Annotated in this window: 16 protein-coding genes and 1 tRNA gene; 11 read left to right on the plus strand and 6 right to left on the minus strand. The window is 56.1% G+C overall.

Translation table 11 applies throughout. The features are described 5' to 3' along the window. Nucleotides 1-29 precede the first annotated feature (29 nt). A tRNA-Met gene (locus WG622_RS12085) sits at nucleotides 30-106 on the minus strand. Between the two features lie 199 nt (nucleotides 107-305). Here WG622_RS12085 and WG622_RS12090 point away from each other — a divergent pair. The 8 genes from WG622_RS12090 to moaE all read left to right on the plus strand — a co-directional run bounded on the left by WG622_RS12090 (nucleotide 306) and on the right by moaE (nucleotide 8,037). After that, nucleotides 306-1,238 carry an ABC transporter ATP-binding protein gene (locus tag WG622_RS12090; protein WP_339403820.1) on the plus strand — a complete coding sequence of 311 codons (933 nt, stop codon included), beginning with the start codon at nucleotides 306-308 and terminating at the stop codon, nucleotides 1,236-1,238. After that, the gene (locus tag WG622_RS12095; RefSeq protein ID WP_339403821.1) at nucleotides 1,235-1,996 is read left to right on the plus strand and encodes an ABC transporter permease; all 762 of its coding nucleotides are present in this window, start codon (nucleotides 1,235-1,237) and stop codon (nucleotides 1,994-1,996) included. The genes WG622_RS12090 and WG622_RS12095 overlap by 4 nt, the downstream gene beginning before the upstream one ends. A gap of 123 nt (nucleotides 1,997-2,119) precedes the next feature. Next, nucleotides 2,120-2,917, plus strand: a complete 798-nt coding sequence (locus WG622_RS12100; protein ID WP_369077072.1) for a S49 family peptidase — start codon at nucleotides 2,120-2,122, stop codon at nucleotides 2,915-2,917. A 174-nt stretch (nucleotides 2,918-3,091) separates the two neighbouring features. After that, complete coding sequence (locus tag WG622_RS12105) at nucleotides 3,092-4,060, plus strand: calcium/sodium antiporter (RefSeq protein WP_339403952.1); 969 nt, start codon at nucleotides 3,092-3,094, stop codon at nucleotides 4,058-4,060. A 372-nt stretch (nucleotides 4,061-4,432) separates the two neighbouring features. Beyond that, nucleotides 4,433-6,307 carry an excinuclease ABC subunit UvrC gene (uvrC, locus tag WG622_RS12110; protein ID WP_339403823.1) on the plus strand — a complete coding sequence of 625 codons (1,875 nt, stop codon included), beginning with the start codon at nucleotides 4,433-4,435 and terminating at the stop codon, nucleotides 6,305-6,307. Between the two features lie 376 nt (nucleotides 6,308-6,683). Continuing rightward, nucleotides 6,684-7,343 (plus strand): CDP-diacylglycerol--glycerol-3-phosphate 3-phosphatidyltransferase, encoded by a 660-nt coding sequence (pgsA, locus tag WG622_RS12115; protein ID WP_339403824.1) that lies wholly within the window; start codon nucleotides 6,684-6,686, stop codon nucleotides 7,341-7,343. A 2-nt stretch (nucleotides 7,344-7,345) separates the two neighbouring features. Further along, nucleotides 7,346-7,591, plus strand: coding sequence for a molybdopterin converting factor subunit 1 (gene moaD, locus WG622_RS12120; protein ID WP_339403825.1), 246 nt, complete (start codon nucleotides 7,346-7,348; stop codon nucleotides 7,589-7,591). Nucleotides 7,592-7,593: 2 nt separating this feature from the next. Beyond that, entirely contained in the window at nucleotides 7,594-8,037 is a 444-nt protein-coding gene (gene moaE, locus WG622_RS12125; RefSeq protein ID WP_339403826.1) for a molybdopterin synthase catalytic subunit MoaE, read from the plus strand. Nucleotide 8,038: 1 nt separating this feature from the next. On the opposite strand, the gene WG622_RS12130 is transcribed toward moaE, so the two are convergent. The 3 genes from WG622_RS12130 to ubiA form a co-directional block, all read right to left on the minus strand. Then, nucleotides 8,039-8,329 carry a hypothetical protein gene (locus WG622_RS12130; RefSeq protein WP_209357391.1) on the minus strand — a complete coding sequence of 97 codons (291 nt, stop codon included), beginning with the start codon at nucleotides 8,327-8,329 and terminating at the stop codon, nucleotides 8,039-8,041. After that, entirely contained in the window at nucleotides 8,316-10,244 is a 1,929-nt protein-coding gene (locus WG622_RS12135; protein ID WP_339403827.1) for an OmpA family protein, read from the minus strand. The genes WG622_RS12130 and WG622_RS12135 overlap by 14 nt, the downstream gene beginning before the upstream one ends. Nucleotides 10,245-10,305: 61 nt before the next feature. Further along, nucleotides 10,306-11,271, minus strand: coding sequence for a 4-hydroxybenzoate octaprenyltransferase (ubiA, locus tag WG622_RS12140; protein ID WP_339403828.1), 966 nt, complete (start codon nucleotides 11,269-11,271; stop codon nucleotides 10,306-10,308). Between the two features lie 12 nt (nucleotides 11,272-11,283). Between ubiA and WG622_RS12145 the strand changes: the two genes are divergently transcribed. From WG622_RS12145 to WG622_RS12155, 3 genes are all read left to right on the plus strand, one after another. Beyond that, on the plus strand, nucleotides 11,284-12,042 hold the full coding sequence (locus WG622_RS12145; RefSeq protein WP_339403829.1) for a 16S rRNA (uracil(1498)-N(3))-methyltransferase: 759 nt from the start codon (nucleotides 11,284-11,286) through the stop codon (nucleotides 12,040-12,042). Then, complete coding sequence (locus WG622_RS12150) at nucleotides 12,039-12,548, plus strand: hypothetical protein (RefSeq protein WP_339403830.1); 510 nt, start codon at nucleotides 12,039-12,041, stop codon at nucleotides 12,546-12,548. The genes WG622_RS12145 and WG622_RS12150 overlap by 4 nt, the downstream gene beginning before the upstream one ends. Before the next feature lie 64 nt (nucleotides 12,549-12,612). Beyond that, nucleotides 12,613-13,983: a glutamate--cysteine ligase gene (locus WG622_RS12155; RefSeq protein WP_339403831.1), complete on the plus strand. Its 1,371-nt coding sequence runs from the start codon at nucleotides 12,613-12,615 to the stop codon at nucleotides 13,981-13,983. On the opposite strand, the gene WG622_RS12160 is transcribed toward WG622_RS12155, so the two are convergent. Together WG622_RS12160 and plsY are read right to left on the minus strand one after the other, a co-directional pair. Continuing rightward, nucleotides 13,973-14,602, minus strand: coding sequence for a hypothetical protein (locus WG622_RS12160; protein WP_339403832.1), 630 nt, complete (start codon nucleotides 14,600-14,602; stop codon nucleotides 13,973-13,975). The two genes, WG622_RS12155 and WG622_RS12160, sit on opposite strands and share 11 nt — an antisense overlap. Nucleotides 14,603-14,729: 127 nt before the next feature. Beyond that, nucleotides 14,730-15,335 (minus strand): glycerol-3-phosphate 1-O-acyltransferase PlsY, encoded by a 606-nt coding sequence (plsY, locus tag WG622_RS12165; RefSeq protein ID WP_339403953.1) that lies wholly within the window; start codon nucleotides 15,333-15,335, stop codon nucleotides 14,730-14,732. Nucleotides 15,336-15,358 lie beyond the last annotated feature (23 nt).

Raw genomic sequence — 15,358 nt, forward strand, 5'->3', positions numbered from 1 at the left:
GGTGTCTTTTTCGTATCGAAGGGGGAAAGTGGTGGCGTGGGGGAGACTTGAACTCCCGACCTAACGATTATGAGTCGTTCGCTCTAACCAACTGAGCTACCGCGCCACGGGTAGCGGGGGATTAAGCCAGCCCAAGGGGAGGGTCAAGAGGGAAATCAGCCTGAAAGTGCGATTGCGCGCGGTTTTTGTTTCCGAGGTCTCTCTTGCCTTTGTGCGCGCATCCATGCAGTTCTGTATATCCGCTATGCGGGGCTTGGTTTGCGACAGGGATACGCCTATGTCGCAGGCAAGAAAGAGGGACAGCCATGACGTCAATTCTTGAAATCAAAGACCTTGTGAAACGATACGACGGGGGCTTTGAGGCCCTTAAGGGCGTATCTCTGAATATCGAAGCAGGCGAGATCCTTGCTTTGCTCGGGCCAAACGGGGCCGGCAAAACGACCCTGATCTCGACTGTCTGCGGAATCACCACAGCGACCTCTGGGTCTGTGTCGGTCGACGGCAACGACATCAACGACAATTTCCGCGCAGCGCGCACGATCATCGGCTTGGTGCCGCAAGAAGTGAACCTTGAGCCGTTTGAGACCGTCCTCAACACGGTGACCTTCTCGCGCGGCCTGTTTGGGAAACGTCGCGATCCGGCCTATATCGAAAAGATCCTGCGGCAATTGTCGCTCTGGGACAAAAAGGACAACGCGATCCGCACGCTGTCCGGCGGTATGAAGCGCCGTGTCCTGATCGCCAAGGCCCTTAGCCACGAACCGAAAGTGCTGTTTCTGGATGAGCCGACTGCAGGTGTCGACGTCGAATTGCGTAAAGACATGTGGGATATCGTGGCGGATCTGAAGGCCAGTGGAGTGACGATCATCCTGACCACCCACTATATCGAAGAAGCCGAAGCCATTGCCGATCGCGTGGGCGTCATCAACCAAGGCGAGCTTCTATTAATCGAAGAAAAGACCGCCCTCATGAAACGTCTGGGCCAAAAGCAACTTAACGTCGAGTTGCAAGAGCCGATCTCAGAGATCCCCGCGGGGCTTGCGTCTTATGACCTCGTTTTGGGCGAGGACGGCAGAACGCTCACCTATTCCTATGACACCAAGGCGGATCGCACTGGTATCACCTCGCTCCTAGGTGACATCGCCGCCGCAGGGCTGACCCTACGCGATCTGCAAACCGAGCAAAGCAGCCTCGAAGACATTTTCGTTGGCCTCGTTCACAAGGAAGACGCCGCATGAACTGGACAGCTATCCGCGCCATCTACATGTTCGAGATGGCCCGCTTTTTCCGCACATTGGCCCAGAGCTTCATCTCACCGGTCATTTCAACGTCGCTCTATTTCGTGGTCTTTGGCGCAGCCATCGGCAGCCGGATCCAGGAAGTCGAAGGCGTGTCCTATGGCGCCTTCATCGTGCCGGGCCTCATCATGCTCTCGATCATTACGCAGAGTATCTCGAACGCCTCTTTCGGGATCTATTTCCCGAAATTCATCGGCACGATCTACGAGCTGCTCTCGGCACCCGTGAATTTCCTCGAGATCGTTGTGGGCTATGTCGGCGCAGCCGCGACCAAGTCGATGTTCATCGGCATCGTGATCCTCGCGACGGCGGCCTTGTTTGTAGACATTCAGATCCAGAACTGGCCTGCGATGATCGCCTTTATGGTGCTGACGTGCCTAAGCTTCTCGCTGTTTGGCTTTATTATCGGTATCTGGGCGAGCAACTTTGAACAGCTTCAATTGGTGCCTTTGCTGATCGTCACGCCTTTGGTGTTCTTGGGCGGCTCGTTCTATTCGATTTCGATGTTGCCGGACTTTTGGCAGATCGTGACTTTGTTTAACCCGGTGGTCTATCTGATCTCTGGTTTCCGCTGGGCCTTCTTTGGGCTTGCGGACGTTCCAATCATGATCAGCCTCTTTGCCATCGCCGGTTTCACCACGCTGTGTTTGGTCGCGATTTGGTGGATCTTTAAGACTGGATGGAAAATTCGGAACTAGTTTCTCGAAAATGTCAAAAAATGGGACTTTGCGTCCCATTTTGGCAGAAAAATTCACGTAAACATCGCGATTTCAAGCGTCAAAAACCTTGTTATCAAAGGAGGCGAACTCTACATGGCTCTCATGGCCCGATTGAACCCATTTTCCAAGCGTCCGAACACTGTCGCCGTTTTGCGACTTTCGGGGGTGATCGCGGCTGGCTCTCGTGGTGGGCTCAGTGATCAAGGTCTCGCGCCTTTGATCGAGAAAGCCTTTCGGCGTGGCAAACCTTCGGCGGTGGCGTTGATCCTGAATTCTCCGGGCGGGTCCCCTGTGCAAAGCGCCCTCATTGGCGCGCGTATCCGGCGTTTGGCCGAGGAAAAGAACGTTCCGGTTTATGCCTTTGTTGAGGATGTGGCAGCTTCTGGGGGCTATTGGCTGGCGGCGGCGGCGGATGAGATCTATGTGGATCGCTCTTCTATCGTGGGCTCGATCGGTGTGATCTCTGCGGGGTTTGGCGCACAGGACTTTATCGCGCGCCACGGTATTGAACGTCGCGTGCATACGGCTGGTAAATCCAAGTCCATGATGGATCCTTTCAAGCCCGAGAAGGAAGAAGACGTCGCGCGGCTGTCCGGCATGCTCGAGCAAATCCACGAGGTCTTTATCGATCACGTCAAAACCCGACGGGGCAGCAAGCTCGCCGAAGGCGAAGACCTGTTCACTGGCGAAATCTGGGTGGGCGAAAAGGCCATTGAGGCCGGTCTCGCGGATGCAGTCGGACATCTGGTGCCAACTATGAAAGAGAAATTCGGCGAGAAGGTCCGTTTCCGCCGCTATGAACAACGCCGCTCGATGTGGCAACGGTTCGGAGCGCGTGTCACTCAAGATGCGCTGGCCGGCCTAGAGGAACGTGCGACCTACGCACGGTTTGGCCTCTGACATGATTTTTAAAGCTGTCTCGATATTCCTCGTTTTCATCGCAGTCCTCGCGATGTTCGGGAAATTCACCATTCCGGGACAGAAACGATTGCAGAGTGCGAGATGCGCCAAATGTGGGCGCTTTAGGATCGGCAAGGGCCCCTGCGCTTGCCAGAGCAAGAAGGGCTAGAACGCATGCTCGTATGGCTGACCGCGGCTTTAGGGCTGGTGATTTTGTTGCTGGCAGGCGATGCGCTGGTGCGTGGAGCTGTAAACATCAGTCTGCGGCTTGGTATCCCCGCTTTGATCGTCAGCCTGACCATCGTGGCTTTTGGCACCTCAGCCCCCGAGCTCTTGATTGCGATCAGCGCGATTGACGATGACGCCCCGGGTTTGGCTTTGGGGAATGTGATCGGGTCTAACACGGCAAATATCCTTTTGGTGCTTGGCATCCCTGCGATCCTCAGTCGGCTGCAAACCAGCGAATGCGACACGCGCAAAAGCTATTTCATTATGATGGCGTCTACCGTGCTGTTCATGGGGCTGGCCTTTGTTGGCATTTTCACTTGGGTGAGCGGCATCATCCTATTGGCGGTGCTTGCCGTCATCCTTTGGGACGCAGCGCGCTCAGCGATCGCGCATCGCAAGTCCGAGGACGGTACCTGTGCAGTCAGCTCTCCAGAGGACGAAGAAGACCTGGAGGGCCTGGATCCAGAAGCCCCTTGGTGGAAGATTTGCGTCTTCTTGGTTCTGGGCCTGATTGGCTTGCCCCTGGGCGCGGATCTATTGGTCGACAGTGGCATCGAAATTGCACGCATGTTCCGCGTCCCCGAGACCGTGATTGGCCTCACGCTGATTGCCATTGGCACAAGTTTGCCCGAGCTCGCGACAACTGTGATGGCGGCCCTGCGCAAACAGGCGGATGTCGCGTTGGGCAATGTAATTGGCTCTAACATGTTCAACCTTTTGGCCATTATCGGAATTGCGAGTTTCGTTGGGCCGATTCCCGTCGCTCCAGGTCTTCTGCATTTCGATCTCTGGGTGATGCTGGGCGCGAGCTTGCTTCTGCTGCCGTTCGTTGTCTTTAGGAAAGACATCACCCGTCGGTGGGGTGTTCTGCTGACGGCGGCCTATGTTGTTTATCTGTTGGCTGTCTTGACCTAAGGCTAGGTAACTCTCCTTATGCGTGTGCATTTGAACGGTACGCAACCAAACCTCTAAACCTTTGTTAATACGCGATTTGTTTAGGGCTTCGCCAAAGTTGTGCACTTTGTCACGCTAAGTCACACCACTGTTACATTTGAGGCTCTGAAAAGAGTAATCTTCAAGAAAGAAAAAAAGTTTTATTTAAAATCAATGGCTTAAAATAGTGCCTATTTTTTAGGCAATTCGTCGAGCCTGCATAAAAACAAGGGAAATCGCTTGGTCAGAGAAAGTTATATCCAGACTTATCCACAGAAATCGTGGACATGTTTTCCCTTGTCAAACCTGTGTGGTCATTGCAGCGAGACACAAAGAATCATATTTCATTAATCCATGACCGAAAGCCCCCAAGTTTCGCCGGACTCCTTAACCGGCCATGCCCGAATTCAGGATTATCTGAAGACGCTGGATGGCTCACCGGGCGTCTATCGCATGCTCGATGCGCAGGCGCGGGTGCTCTATGTGGGCAAGGCGCGCAACTTGCGTGCGCGGGTGTCCAATTATGCGCGACCGGCGGGGCACACAGGGCGGATCGCCCGGATGATCAGTGAAACCGCGTCGATGATGTTTCTGACCACCAAGACAGAAACCGAAGCGCTCCTGCTTGAGCAAAACCTGATCAAACAGCTCAAGCCGAAGTACAATGTGCTGCTGCGCGACGACAAAAGCTTTCCGAATATTCTGGTCAGCAAGGCGCATGAGTTTCCGCGCCTTCAGAAGCACCGAGGCGCCAAGAAAGAAAAGGGAGCCTATTACGGCCCTTTCGCCAGCGCTGGGGCGGTCAATCGTACGCTCAATCAACTGCAAAAAGCCTTCATGCTGCGCGATTGTTCGGATGCAAGCTTTGAGACCCGCACGCGTCCATGTCTGCAGTATCAGATCAAACGCTGCACTGCGCCTTGCGTGGGCAAGATCAGCGCAGAGGATTATGCGGCTTCGGTGGCGGATGCAGAACGCTATCTGTCCGGTCGGTCGACCGACATTCAGGAAAAGCTCGCAAGTGAAATGCAGGCCGCCAGCGCAGAGATGAACTTCGAGCGCGCGGCGGTGTTGCGCGACCGGATCCGCGCCCTCACGCAAGTTCAGAGCGCGCAGGGCATCAACCCCCGCGGTGTTGCCGAGGCCGATGTCATCGCGCTTTATATGGAGAACGGTCAGGCTTGCGTGCAGGTGTTTTTCATCCGCGCCAATCAGAACTGGGGCAACCGCGATTTCTACCCGCGGGCTGGTGCCGATATCGCGCCGTCTGAGGTGTTGCAGGCCTTTGTGGGCCAGTTCTATGACACCAAGGAACCCCCACGACAGTTGATCCTGTCGCATGGGATCGAAGACACGGATCTGATGGTGCAGGCGCTTTCGGAAAAGGCCGGACGTAAGGTCGAGATCGTGGTGCCTCAGCGCGGAGAAAAGGCAGAGCTGATTGCAGGCGCGACCCGCAACGCGCGGGAATCCTTGGGTCGCAAGATGAGCGAAAGCGCCACGCAGGCGAAACTCTTGGCGGGTGTCGCCGAGGCCTTTGATCTGGACGCACCGCCTGAACGGATAGAGGTCTATGACAACTCGCATATTCAGGGCACCAATGCGGTGGGCGCGATGATTGTGGCAGGTCCAGATGGGTTTGCGAAAAACAGCTATCGCAAGTTCAACATCAAGGGCGACAGCCTCACGCCGGGCGATGACTTCGGCATGATGAAAGAGGTTCTCACTCGCCGTTTCAAACGCCTCTTAAAAGAAGATCCCGACCGCGAGAACGGTCAATGGCCTGATTTATTACTGATCGATGGGGGTGCCGGACAGGTTAGCGCCGTGGCCGAGATCATGCGGGAATTTGGCGTCGAGGACGTGCCCATGGTTGGCGTCGCGAAAGGTGTCGACCGCGATCAGGGCAAAGAGGAATTTCACCGCGTCGGCAGCCGACCCTTTGCGTTACGCCGCAACGACCCGGTCCTATACTTCATCCAACGCATGCGAGACGAAGCCCACCGGTTTGCAATTGGGACGCATCGCGCCAAACGCGCGAAATCGGTCGGGGCAACGCCGCTGGACGATGTACCCGGTGTCGGCGCGACGCGAAAACGCGCGCTCTTGGCGCATTTCGGCAGCGCTAAGGCCGTTAGTCGTGCCAACCTCGCGGACCTTAAGGCTGTGGATGGCGTGTCCGACGCATTGGCCGAAACGATCTATGGGTTCTTTCACGAGGGGGGCTGAAAATAAGGGACTAATGCCCCGAGCCCTGCCGTCTTTCAAAGCCAAGGTTAACGAATAAGTGCGCACCTATCCGTTCGGGTAGCCAATAAGCCGAAAGTGATCTGGGTTTATCCCTCATTCCCTTATTTCCTTGAGTAGATTCAATCTAGAATGAATCGACGGAGAAACACCTATCGTCTTGGGTTTGCATTTCGAAAGCACGCGTCCCAGATTGCTGGAAGAAATGCCGCCAAAACCCAGGCCTTTTTGAGATCTAACAAGTCTTTAGGCATTGTGGGAAGGTCGAGCATATCCCAGTGCTCGGCCTTTCGTCATTTTGATGTGTTTTACCAAAACCGCGCTTTTCCTGACGGGCGGGACAGGCTAGGGATGTGGCATGAACTGGAACGTCCCCAATCTACTGACCGTCCTGCGCCTTCTCGCGGCGCCAGCGATCGCTGTTTTCTTTTTGTTGATGCCGCGGCCTTTCGCAGATTGGGCTGCTTTGGCGGTGTTTATCTGCGCGTCGCTGACGGATTATCTTGATGGCTATTTGGCACGGCGCTGGAAGCAGGTTTCAAAGCTGGGCGCCATGATGGACCCGATTGCGGATAAGGCGATGGTGGTGATCGCTCTGGCTGTGATGGTGGTCTTTTCATCCCTATCTTTGTGGATCCTCTTTCCAGCGACCTTGATCCTGTTTCGCGAAGTTTTCGTCTCTGGGTTGCGCGAATTTCTGGGCGATGTCGCAGGGACTTTGAAAGTCACGAAACTGGCGAAATGGAAAACAGCGACCCAGATGGTCGCGATCTCTGTTTTGATCATTCAGGGGCTGTTTGAGCATTATTTCGGCATGTGGACCTGGGGCATGGATTACCAGATCGTGCAGGATATCCTGGCCGGAAACGGAGAGGATCCGCTGGGTGTGCGTCACCTCTACAACGGGATGATCTGGTCGACCTATGGCGCGATTGGCCTAATGTGGATCGCGGCGGTTCTGACGGTGATCACCGGTTTTGACTATTTCCGCAAAGCCGCGCCGCATTTGAGGGATTGATCATGCAGGTTCTTTATTTCGCATGGGTGCGCGAACGCATTGGCCTTCCGAAAGAGGTGGTCGACACCACCGCTGTTTCAGTTATGGATCTGGTGGAGGAACTGCGCGAGCGAGAAGAGCGTTATGCCTTGGCATTCTCAGATCTCGGTGCGCTTCGCGTGGCGTTGGATCAAGAGCTGTCTGATTTTGATGCGCCACTAGAGGGCGTGCGCGAAGTGGCGTTTTTCCCTCCAATGACCGGAGGCTAACCATGCGCATTCTTGTGCAATCAGAGTCCTTTGATGTGGGCGCGGAAACTGCCCAGTTTGCCCAAGGCCATGAAAACGTTGGCGCTCTGGTGACTTTCACAGGCATCGTGCGCAACAACGACGCCGGCACGCTGACCGAGATGCAAATCGAGCATTATCCCGGCATGACCGAGAAGGCTTTGACGACGATTGCCACCGAGGCGCAGACGCGGTGGAAGTTGCAGGATGTGCTGGTGATCCACCGCCATGGCGATCTTGCGCCGGGTGAGATGATTATGATGGTGGCCACAGCTGCGCGCCATCGCAAGGCCGCCTTTGAAGCGGCGGATTTCCTAATGGATTACCTGAAGTCCCGCGCGCCGTTCTGGAAGCGCGAGATCACGTCAGAGGGCGCGGAATGGGTGGCCGCCAAAGATGACGACGAAGAAGCGCTAAAACGCTGGTAGATCAGCCCAGCTGCGCCCGCGCGTCCCGCAAACCTTCCATCGCTGCGGCGAGTTCCGCTTCGGTCTGGCTAAGCTGATTGGTCAGCTCGGCTTCGCGCTGCTGCAGGTAGACAATCGCTTGATCGCGGGTCTCTTCGGCCTCATGCAATTCCTGGCTCATGCGTTCCAGTTCATCCACGTCAGACTGTGCCACGCGCGTAAAGCGATGCACCAGCCAATTGGCGAACCATCCAAGGCTGAATGCGATAAAGAGAACGATCGCGGTGGCGATGATAAACTCAGTTCTGGACATTCTCAGTCTCCTCTTCGGTGGTCTCGCCTTCGGCGGCCTCGTCGGTGTCCTCAGTGGCCTCAGTCGATCCCTCCTCGGTCTCTTCTTCGGCCTCTTCTTCCTCTAGGATCACGAATTCGATCCGGCGATTGGCCTCTCGGCCCTCTGCGGTTTCATTGTCCGCAATGGGCTGGCTCTCGCCAAAGCCTACCGCTTCGAAATTGCCCGTCAGAACGCGACGCTCGCGCAGGGCGGCTAGAACCGATTGCGCGCGGTTTTGGCTGAGCGCCTGGTTCATGCTTTCGCGGCCCTGACTGTCGGTATGACCCTGGATTTGCAGGCGGATGCCGCCGCAGGCTTTTAGGATCTCTGCGATTTGATCCAGAATCGGACCCGCGGTTTTGTCCAAAGTGCCAGAGCCTGACTCAAACAGGATTTTGCTATCAGATTGCGTCGCCTGAATATCCGCCAGACATTCCTCTGGCGTCGGAAGATTGGCCAGCGGATTAAGCGCGTCGTTGTAAGCAATATTCAGGGCAAAGAGTTGGGATTCGCCGAGTTTGGTGTTCAAAACCTGACTGATGCGCGTGCCCGCGTCCTGACGCCCGGATTGGCCGCGCACATCCACCACATCTGGGGTCACCGTCATCGATCCATTGTGCAACTCAGACAGCGCATCCAGCCCCGCCATCACGCGATTGGCCCAACCCACCGGCAGTGTGTCTGTCAAACGGGTCGCATCATAGATGCTGTCGCTGCCAAAGCGCGCCTGCGCATAGCTGCGGATCGTTGTGCGGCTGAGCTCGGATCCCAGTTTGCCACGCAGTTGCACCAAGCCTTCTGGGCTGAGCGTTGCGCTGAACTCGGGGATCTGTACTTCGCCGTCTTCGATAATCGGCAAAGTGGCATGCAGCGTAAAGACCTCTGGCAGAGCCTTTTTGGTTTCCGCAACCACACGGTCAAACCGAGCAGCATCCATGTTCGGCAAGGAAATCAGCGAAATATCCGCGTCCGTAATGGTGACCGAGCCACCGCCCAGATCCTTGACCGCTTTGATGGCGACCTCAGCGGCGTCCGCCCATTTCGGTGTTGGAACTCCCAAGCCAATGGTGCAATCTGCGTCACCAACCATGCCCGCGGCACGTCCCGCGTCCAAAATCCTGTCACGCGCCTGAACCGTGTCTGCGGAACAGGCGTCAAACTCAAAGCTTTCGCCTTCAAAGGTCGCGCGCAGCGTGAAGGGCGTGATCACCGGCAGCGGCGATGAGATCGTAAGGTCGACATCAACACTCGACGGCGCATTGCGCATGATCCGCGATTGCAGGGTGATTTTCTCTTCGGGGCTGTCGGCCATCGCGGTGATGGTCACCTGACCACTTTCCACCGAGACTTTTGCGCGCGGCAGGTCTTCGAGGCTTTCAATCGCAAAACCCAGCGCTTGTGACCAGCCGCTTGGAACAGGGTGTTCGGCAACTTCCATAAAATCGCTGAGGTTCTCGGCCCCACCGGCGATCTTTGTCATGCTACGCAGAATGACCTGACGGTTGTTTTCCTCTGGCACCAGGCCGATCAAGGAAATGCCCGCATCATTGCGCAGGATCTCAATCGAGAATTTAGGCGGTGCCAAAGCAACCGAGGCCTGAACGTCCATATTGTCGATCACGCGCGCCGCATCCACGACGGTGCCCGCGACGCTGAGCGCAATAAAGCGGTCTGATTCCTGTGGCGCGATGCCAGTCAAAAATACATTGAGGCCTTCTGCGTGGACCTCGACCCAATCCATGTTCTTGGCTTCGAGCGCCTCAAGGACACCGTCCTCTGACACGTCTTCGACTGCCAAGGCCGTGAAAAACGCGGCCACGACGCTGAGGGCAGCGGCTAAGAGGAAAGTTCCAACCATCGGCAGGTTGAACGGAAGATTCACAGGCAAACGCATTGAAGAGATCGTGGATCGTGAGTTTGCCAAGGTGTTACGCCAATTCATGGTGTTCTTTCAATCAGACGAAATAGGCGATGGCAAAAAACAGCAAAGGGATGAGCCCGGCATCCCTATTGGCGCGAAACAGTTTCAGCAGGTTGTCAGGATTGTCCATCTCCATAACCCTAAGCTGCCACGTCAAATGCCACCCCATCGCCCAAGGGCCTGCCAAAGCGATCACCAAGGACAGCGGGCTGCGATCCAGCGTGACCAGAATTACGGCGGCTCCCATCAGGGAGACCGTTGCAATCAGGAAGCCCAGCATCCATTTCGGCGTGGCCTCCATAAACAGCCGCGCCGTGGATTTCACGCCAATCAGCGCATCGTCTTCTTTGTCCTGATGGGCGTAGATCGTGTCGTAAAAGAGCGTCCATGTGATCCCAGATACGTAAAGCACCAGGGCAGGCCAGGCCAAAGATCCGGTGTGCGCGGTCCAACCCAGCAAAGCGCCCCAGTTAAAGGCGATGCCCAAAAAGACCTGCGGCCACCAAGTGAAGCGTTTTGCGAACGGGTAAACGAGCACGGGCACCAAGGCCACAGCGCCTAGGATGATCGCGTTTGTGTAGAATGTGAGCAGGATCGCAAAGGCCAAAAGCGCTTGGATCAGCATCCAGATCACCGCGCCGCGCACGCTGACTTGTCCTGACGGGATTGGACGCGACTTGGTGCGTTCGACCTGCCCGTCGAAATTTCTATCCGTGATGTCATTCCACGTGCATCCCGCGCCGCGCATCAGGAAAGCTCCGGCAAAGCAGGCGACAGCTGTCCATAGGTCATGCAACGTCAGAATATTGTCGCTGAGGATCGCAAGTGAAAGCCCCATAAGGCATGGCAGGAACAAGAGCCACGTGCCAATCGGACGATCCGCGCGGGAAAGTCTGAGGTAAGGACGGGACCAAGCAGGCGCAGTGTGATCCACCCAATTGCCTTTGACGGCGTCAGAAACCTGACCTTCTGGCTCTGGTGCTCGCGGCGACTCGCCCATATGTAAGTCCTCATGAAGGATGCAAAAGTCAGACTGTATGTAGATCACCCTTTGGGGGCAGGGCAATCGGTTCCTCTGGATCGTGATCAGGCGCATTATCTTTTCGGCGTAATGCGGCTGACGGTCGGGGCGCAGGTCTTGCTGTTTAATGGCGTGGATGACGAGTTTCGGGCCGAAGTTGCGAGCGCGGGTAAGCGCGCAGGGGAACTGATCTGCCTTGAGCTGACGAAGCCGCTGCAGCTGCCGCCAGATCTTTGGCTTGTGTTCGCGCCGATCAAAAAAGCCCGCACGGATTTCATCGTTGAGAAAGCCGCCGAAATGGGTGCTGCGCGGATCGTGCCTGTACAGACCGAGTTCACCAATTCCGAACGCGTGCGGCAGGATCGCTTGCAAGCCCATGCGGTCGAAGCCGCAGAGCAATGCGGCGGGACTTTTGTGCCTGAGGTGGCAGATCTGCAGAAGTTTGATCGCCTACTTGCGGACTGGCCTTCTGATCGACGGATCATGTTTTGTGATGAAGCAGAGGTGGGACGCGCGTCGCTGTCGCTCATCACTGCTGGGGCCGAGGACGGGCCGGACGGGACCGGACGAGGTACGCCTTGGGCGATCTTTATTGGTCCTGAAGGTGGGTTCTCTGATCGGGAACGTGAACGGTTGAAAGCCATGGAGGGCTCTGTGACCGTGTCGCTCGGACCGCGTATTCTACGGGCGGATACGGCGGCAGTCGCAGCGATGGCTTTGTGGCAGAAAACGCTTGGGGATTGGGCATGAGCTTTATCCGTCCCGAGGCTCAGCTTGTCCTAGCCCGATGGCGCGAGGCGATCCTAGGTGTGCTTGTCACGATGCTTGGGCTCTATTGGACGACCATTCCGGGCCTACTTCAATGGGTCGGCGTGGCCGTTGCCCTAGCAGGTGCACTCCTAGCCTTTACAGGCTTGCAACGCGCACGATTTCGCACCGGAGCAGGCGGTGCTGGCGTCGTGACTGTTGATGAAAGCGAAATCAGCTATTTCGGTCCATTCAACGGAGGGTCAATGTCGGTTCGGGAGCTCTCGATGCTAAGCCTTGATCCCCGGTCCAAACCACCAGTTTGGGTGCTCAGCCAGTCGGGGCAGGCGGACCTTTATATCCCTGTCAACGCCGAAGGGTCTGACCAATTGTTTGACGCCTTCGCAGCCTTGCCGGGGATCCGCACAGATCACCTTTTGGCTGCCTTGAACAACGGTGCTGATGACGTGGTCGTGATCTGGGCAAAACGGCCGACTGCGCTGCATTGACACTGCCGCCGACTCGCGTCACAGCTTGTGACCCAAGCGTTAGCGATTTCAGCCGGAGCGCCATATGTCGATACCTCAATCCGGTGGCGGACCCATCGAAAGCCACGATCAACTCGCGGAATATCTGGCCTCGGGCTGTAAGCCCAAGGAAGATTGGCGCATCGGCACGGAACACGAGAAATTCGGCTATTGCAAAGACACGCTGAAGCCTCTGCCCTATGACGGAGAGCGTTCGATCTTGGCGATTTTAGAAGGGCTGCGTGATCGGCATGGGTGGTCTCCGGTGATGGAGGCGGACAAGCTGATCGGCCTGGAAAAAGAAGGCGCGAATGTCAGTTTGGAACCCGGCGGGGCACTTGAGCTTTCCGGCGCCGCACTGGAGACAATCCATCAGACTTGTGACGAGGTGAACGTCCACCTGCGCGAGGTCCAGGATATTGCCGATGAGATCGGGGCGAAGTTCATCGGTCTGGGTGCGGCTCCGATCTGGTCGCATGACGAGATGCCGTTGATGCCGAAAGGCCGCTATCGGTTGATGAACGACTATATGGAGAAAGTCGGCACGATGGGCCGCGCCATGATGCGTCGGACCTGTACAGTGCAGGTGAACCTGGATTTCGGATCTGAGGCCGATATGGTGCAAAAACTGCGTGTCGCTTTGGCGTTGCAGCCGGTTGCTGTTGCGCTGTTTGCGAACTCGCCCTTCTTTGAGGGCAAGGTCAACAATCACAAATCCTGGCGCAGCTATATCTGGCGTCATCTGGATGACGCGCGCACCGGCATGTTGCCGTTTGTCTTTGAGGACGGCATGGGGTTTGAACGCTATGTGGACTATGCGCTCGATGTACCGATGTATTTTGTCTATCGCGATGGCAAATATATCAATGCTTTAGGTCAGTCCTTCCGTGACTTCCTGAATGGTCAGCTGCCTGCGTTGCCGGGCGAAGTGCCGACCCTGTCAGATTGGGCAGACCACCTAACGACAGCCTTCCCCGAGGCGCGTATTAAGAAATACATGGAGATGCGCGGCGCGGATGGCGGCCCGTGGCGGCGGCTCTGTGCTCTACCTGCGTTTTGGGTCGGGCTGATGTATAATCAGAGCTCGCTGGATGCTGCGTGGGACCTCGTGAAAGGCTGGGATGCCGAAACACGCGAAGCGCTGCGCGTTGAAGCGAGCGTTCACGGCCTGCAAGCCAAAGTCGGTGACATCAACATGCACGACCTCGCGCGCGAGGTTCTGACAATCAGCGAAGCAGGACTAAAGGCGCGCGCGCAAGCGGGTGCGGGTGGGCTGGTGCCGGATGAGACACACTTCCTAAATGCACTGCAAGAAAGCATCGACAGCGGTATGGTTCCGGCAGATGAACTCTTGGCGAAATACCACGGTGATTGGGCAGGGGATCTGACCAAGATCTACGGAGAGTTTAGTTACTAAGGTCTAAGCTGTCCCAACCGCAGGCGCTTTGGATCGGAGCAATAGCGTTCGACAGCCCAGTCGTGTCGAAAAACGCAACGAATGGCTCGTCTGAATAAGGTTTGATTTTGGCCGCCAGAAGCTCGCTATTCATCAAAGATTGGATGAAGGGAACAGAATCTTCTGACTCCCACAGCCCCATTGATCTGTTGTCATCGCTTTCTGAAAACCGCAGCGTTTTCACGTCGGATTTGTCGACGCGATACGTCACATCGCCATAGTCATCGTAGACACTAGTGGAAATCCGACAATGTGTTTCGAACCGCGCGATCGTTTTATTATCGCGACATTCCATAACCAATTTGGGGATCTTGGTTCCCCAGCGGCATTTCACCGGTTTGGACGCTGGGGTCGAGACCGAAACAAGCACTTGATCGGAAAACACATCCTGTGTTGCCGTGACGGTCCAGTGCGGCAATGGTTTCTTCGAATTCGCCTTCCTGTTTGGGGAACTTTCTTGTGCGACAGCGGCAATGATCACGTCGTCTTGGCTTGCGTCACATTGCGCTGATCCGCAGTCCAATGCCTGGGACGCGCTCGCAAGCATTAGCAATACGGCATGTAAGAAGACGAGTTTCATAGGTGCCCCGTTCTACAATCCAACGCATTGCCTTTGACGAGCACGGCAAAACGAAAATGAGTTTGATGTAAGGAAAGTACCTAATGATTTATAAATGATTTACGGGAGTATAAAATAAACCTTCGGTCTATTTGCGTCCGATACGCGACTCTTTCCCAACGGCAATACGCGCAACATTGTCCTTGTGGCGCCAAAAGATCACCAAAGTCATCAAAATCGCAGCCGCGATGAGCGAAGGTTGACCCAAAAGGCTCAACCAAATCGCAGAACTAAACGCCGACACCAAAGCCGAGAGGGACGATATCCGCGACACAACTGCCGTCGCGAGCCAAGTCAAACAACAGGCGATGCCCACAGGCCAGTAAAGCGCCAGCATAAGGCCAAGGAACGTGGCGACTCCCTTGCCACCCTGAAACCGCAGCCACACCGGAAAACAATGGCCGAAAAAAGCCATCACTCCGGCAATCTGAGCCGCGTCTTCTCCGATCCATGCCCGTACGGCGAAAACAGCGGCAGCCCCTTTGCCTCCGTCCAAGATCAACGTCAGAGCCGCTGCGGTTTTGGATCCGGTACGCAAAACATTGGTCGCTCCGATGTTGCCTGATCCGATGTCGCGCAGGTTGCCCAAGCCCATCACCCGCGCAAGCACCATGCCAAAGGGGATCGACCCAAGCAGATAGCCAAGCAGGGCGGCAAGGGCCAAAAGCGAAGGGGCTGTGGTGAAGTCTGGCATTGTCATGCTCCGTCTTAGGGGCG

It is taken from the genome of Cognatishimia coralii (assembly GCF_037478305.1).
GTDB lineage: Bacteria > Pseudomonadota > Alphaproteobacteria > Rhodobacterales > Rhodobacteraceae > Cognatishimia > Cognatishimia coralii.

What these genes read in the sequence shown, in the direction of transcription:
- WG622_RS12090 (WP_339403820.1), top strand. Translation starts at nt 306, where the DNA reads ATGACGTCAATTCTTGAAATCAAAGACCTTGTGAAACGATACGACGGG.
- WG622_RS12095 (WP_339403821.1), top strand. Translation starts at nt 1,235, where the DNA reads ATGAACTGGACAGCTATCCGCGCCATCTACATGTTCGAGATGGCCCGC.
- WG622_RS12100 (WP_369077072.1), top strand. Translation starts at nt 2,120, where the DNA reads ATGGCCCGATTGAACCCATTTTCCAAGCGTCCGAACACTGTCGCCGTT.
- WG622_RS12105 (WP_339403952.1), top strand. Translation starts at nt 3,092, where the DNA reads ATGCTCGTATGGCTGACCGCGGCTTTAGGGCTGGTGATTTTGTTGCTG.
- uvrC (WP_339403823.1), top strand. Translation starts at nt 4,433, where the DNA reads ATGACCGAAAGCCCCCAAGTTTCGCCGGACTCCTTAACCGGCCATGCC.
- pgsA (WP_339403824.1), top strand. Translation starts at nt 6,684, where the DNA reads ATGAACTGGAACGTCCCCAATCTACTGACCGTCCTGCGCCTTCTCGCG.
- moaD (WP_339403825.1), top strand. Translation starts at nt 7,346, where the DNA reads ATGCAGGTTCTTTATTTCGCATGGGTGCGCGAACGCATTGGCCTTCCG.
- moaE (WP_339403826.1), top strand. Translation starts at nt 7,594, where the DNA reads ATGCGCATTCTTGTGCAATCAGAGTCCTTTGATGTGGGCGCGGAAACT.
- WG622_RS12130 (WP_209357391.1), bottom strand. Translation starts at nt 8,329, where the DNA reads ATGTCCAGAACTGAGTTTATCATCGCCACCGCGATCGTTCTCTTTATC.
- WG622_RS12135 (WP_339403827.1), bottom strand. Translation starts at nt 10,244, where the DNA reads ATGCGTTTGCCTGTGAATCTTCCGTTCAACCTGCCGATGGTTGGAACT.
- ubiA (WP_339403828.1), bottom strand. Translation starts at nt 11,271, where the DNA reads ATGGGCGAGTCGCCGCGAGCACCAGAGCCAGAAGGTCAGGTTTCTGAC.
- WG622_RS12145 (WP_339403829.1), top strand. Translation starts at nt 11,284, where the DNA reads ATGAAGGATGCAAAAGTCAGACTGTATGTAGATCACCCTTTGGGGGCA.
- WG622_RS12150 (WP_339403830.1), top strand. Translation starts at nt 12,039, where the DNA reads ATGAGCTTTATCCGTCCCGAGGCTCAGCTTGTCCTAGCCCGATGGCGC.
- WG622_RS12155 (WP_339403831.1), top strand. Translation starts at nt 12,613, where the DNA reads ATGTCGATACCTCAATCCGGTGGCGGACCCATCGAAAGCCACGATCAA.
- WG622_RS12160 (WP_339403832.1), bottom strand. Translation starts at nt 14,602, where the DNA reads ATGAAACTCGTCTTCTTACATGCCGTATTGCTAATGCTTGCGAGCGCG.
- plsY (WP_339403953.1), bottom strand. Translation starts at nt 15,335, where the DNA reads ATGCCAGACTTCACCACAGCCCCTTCGCTTTTGGCCCTTGCCGCCCTG.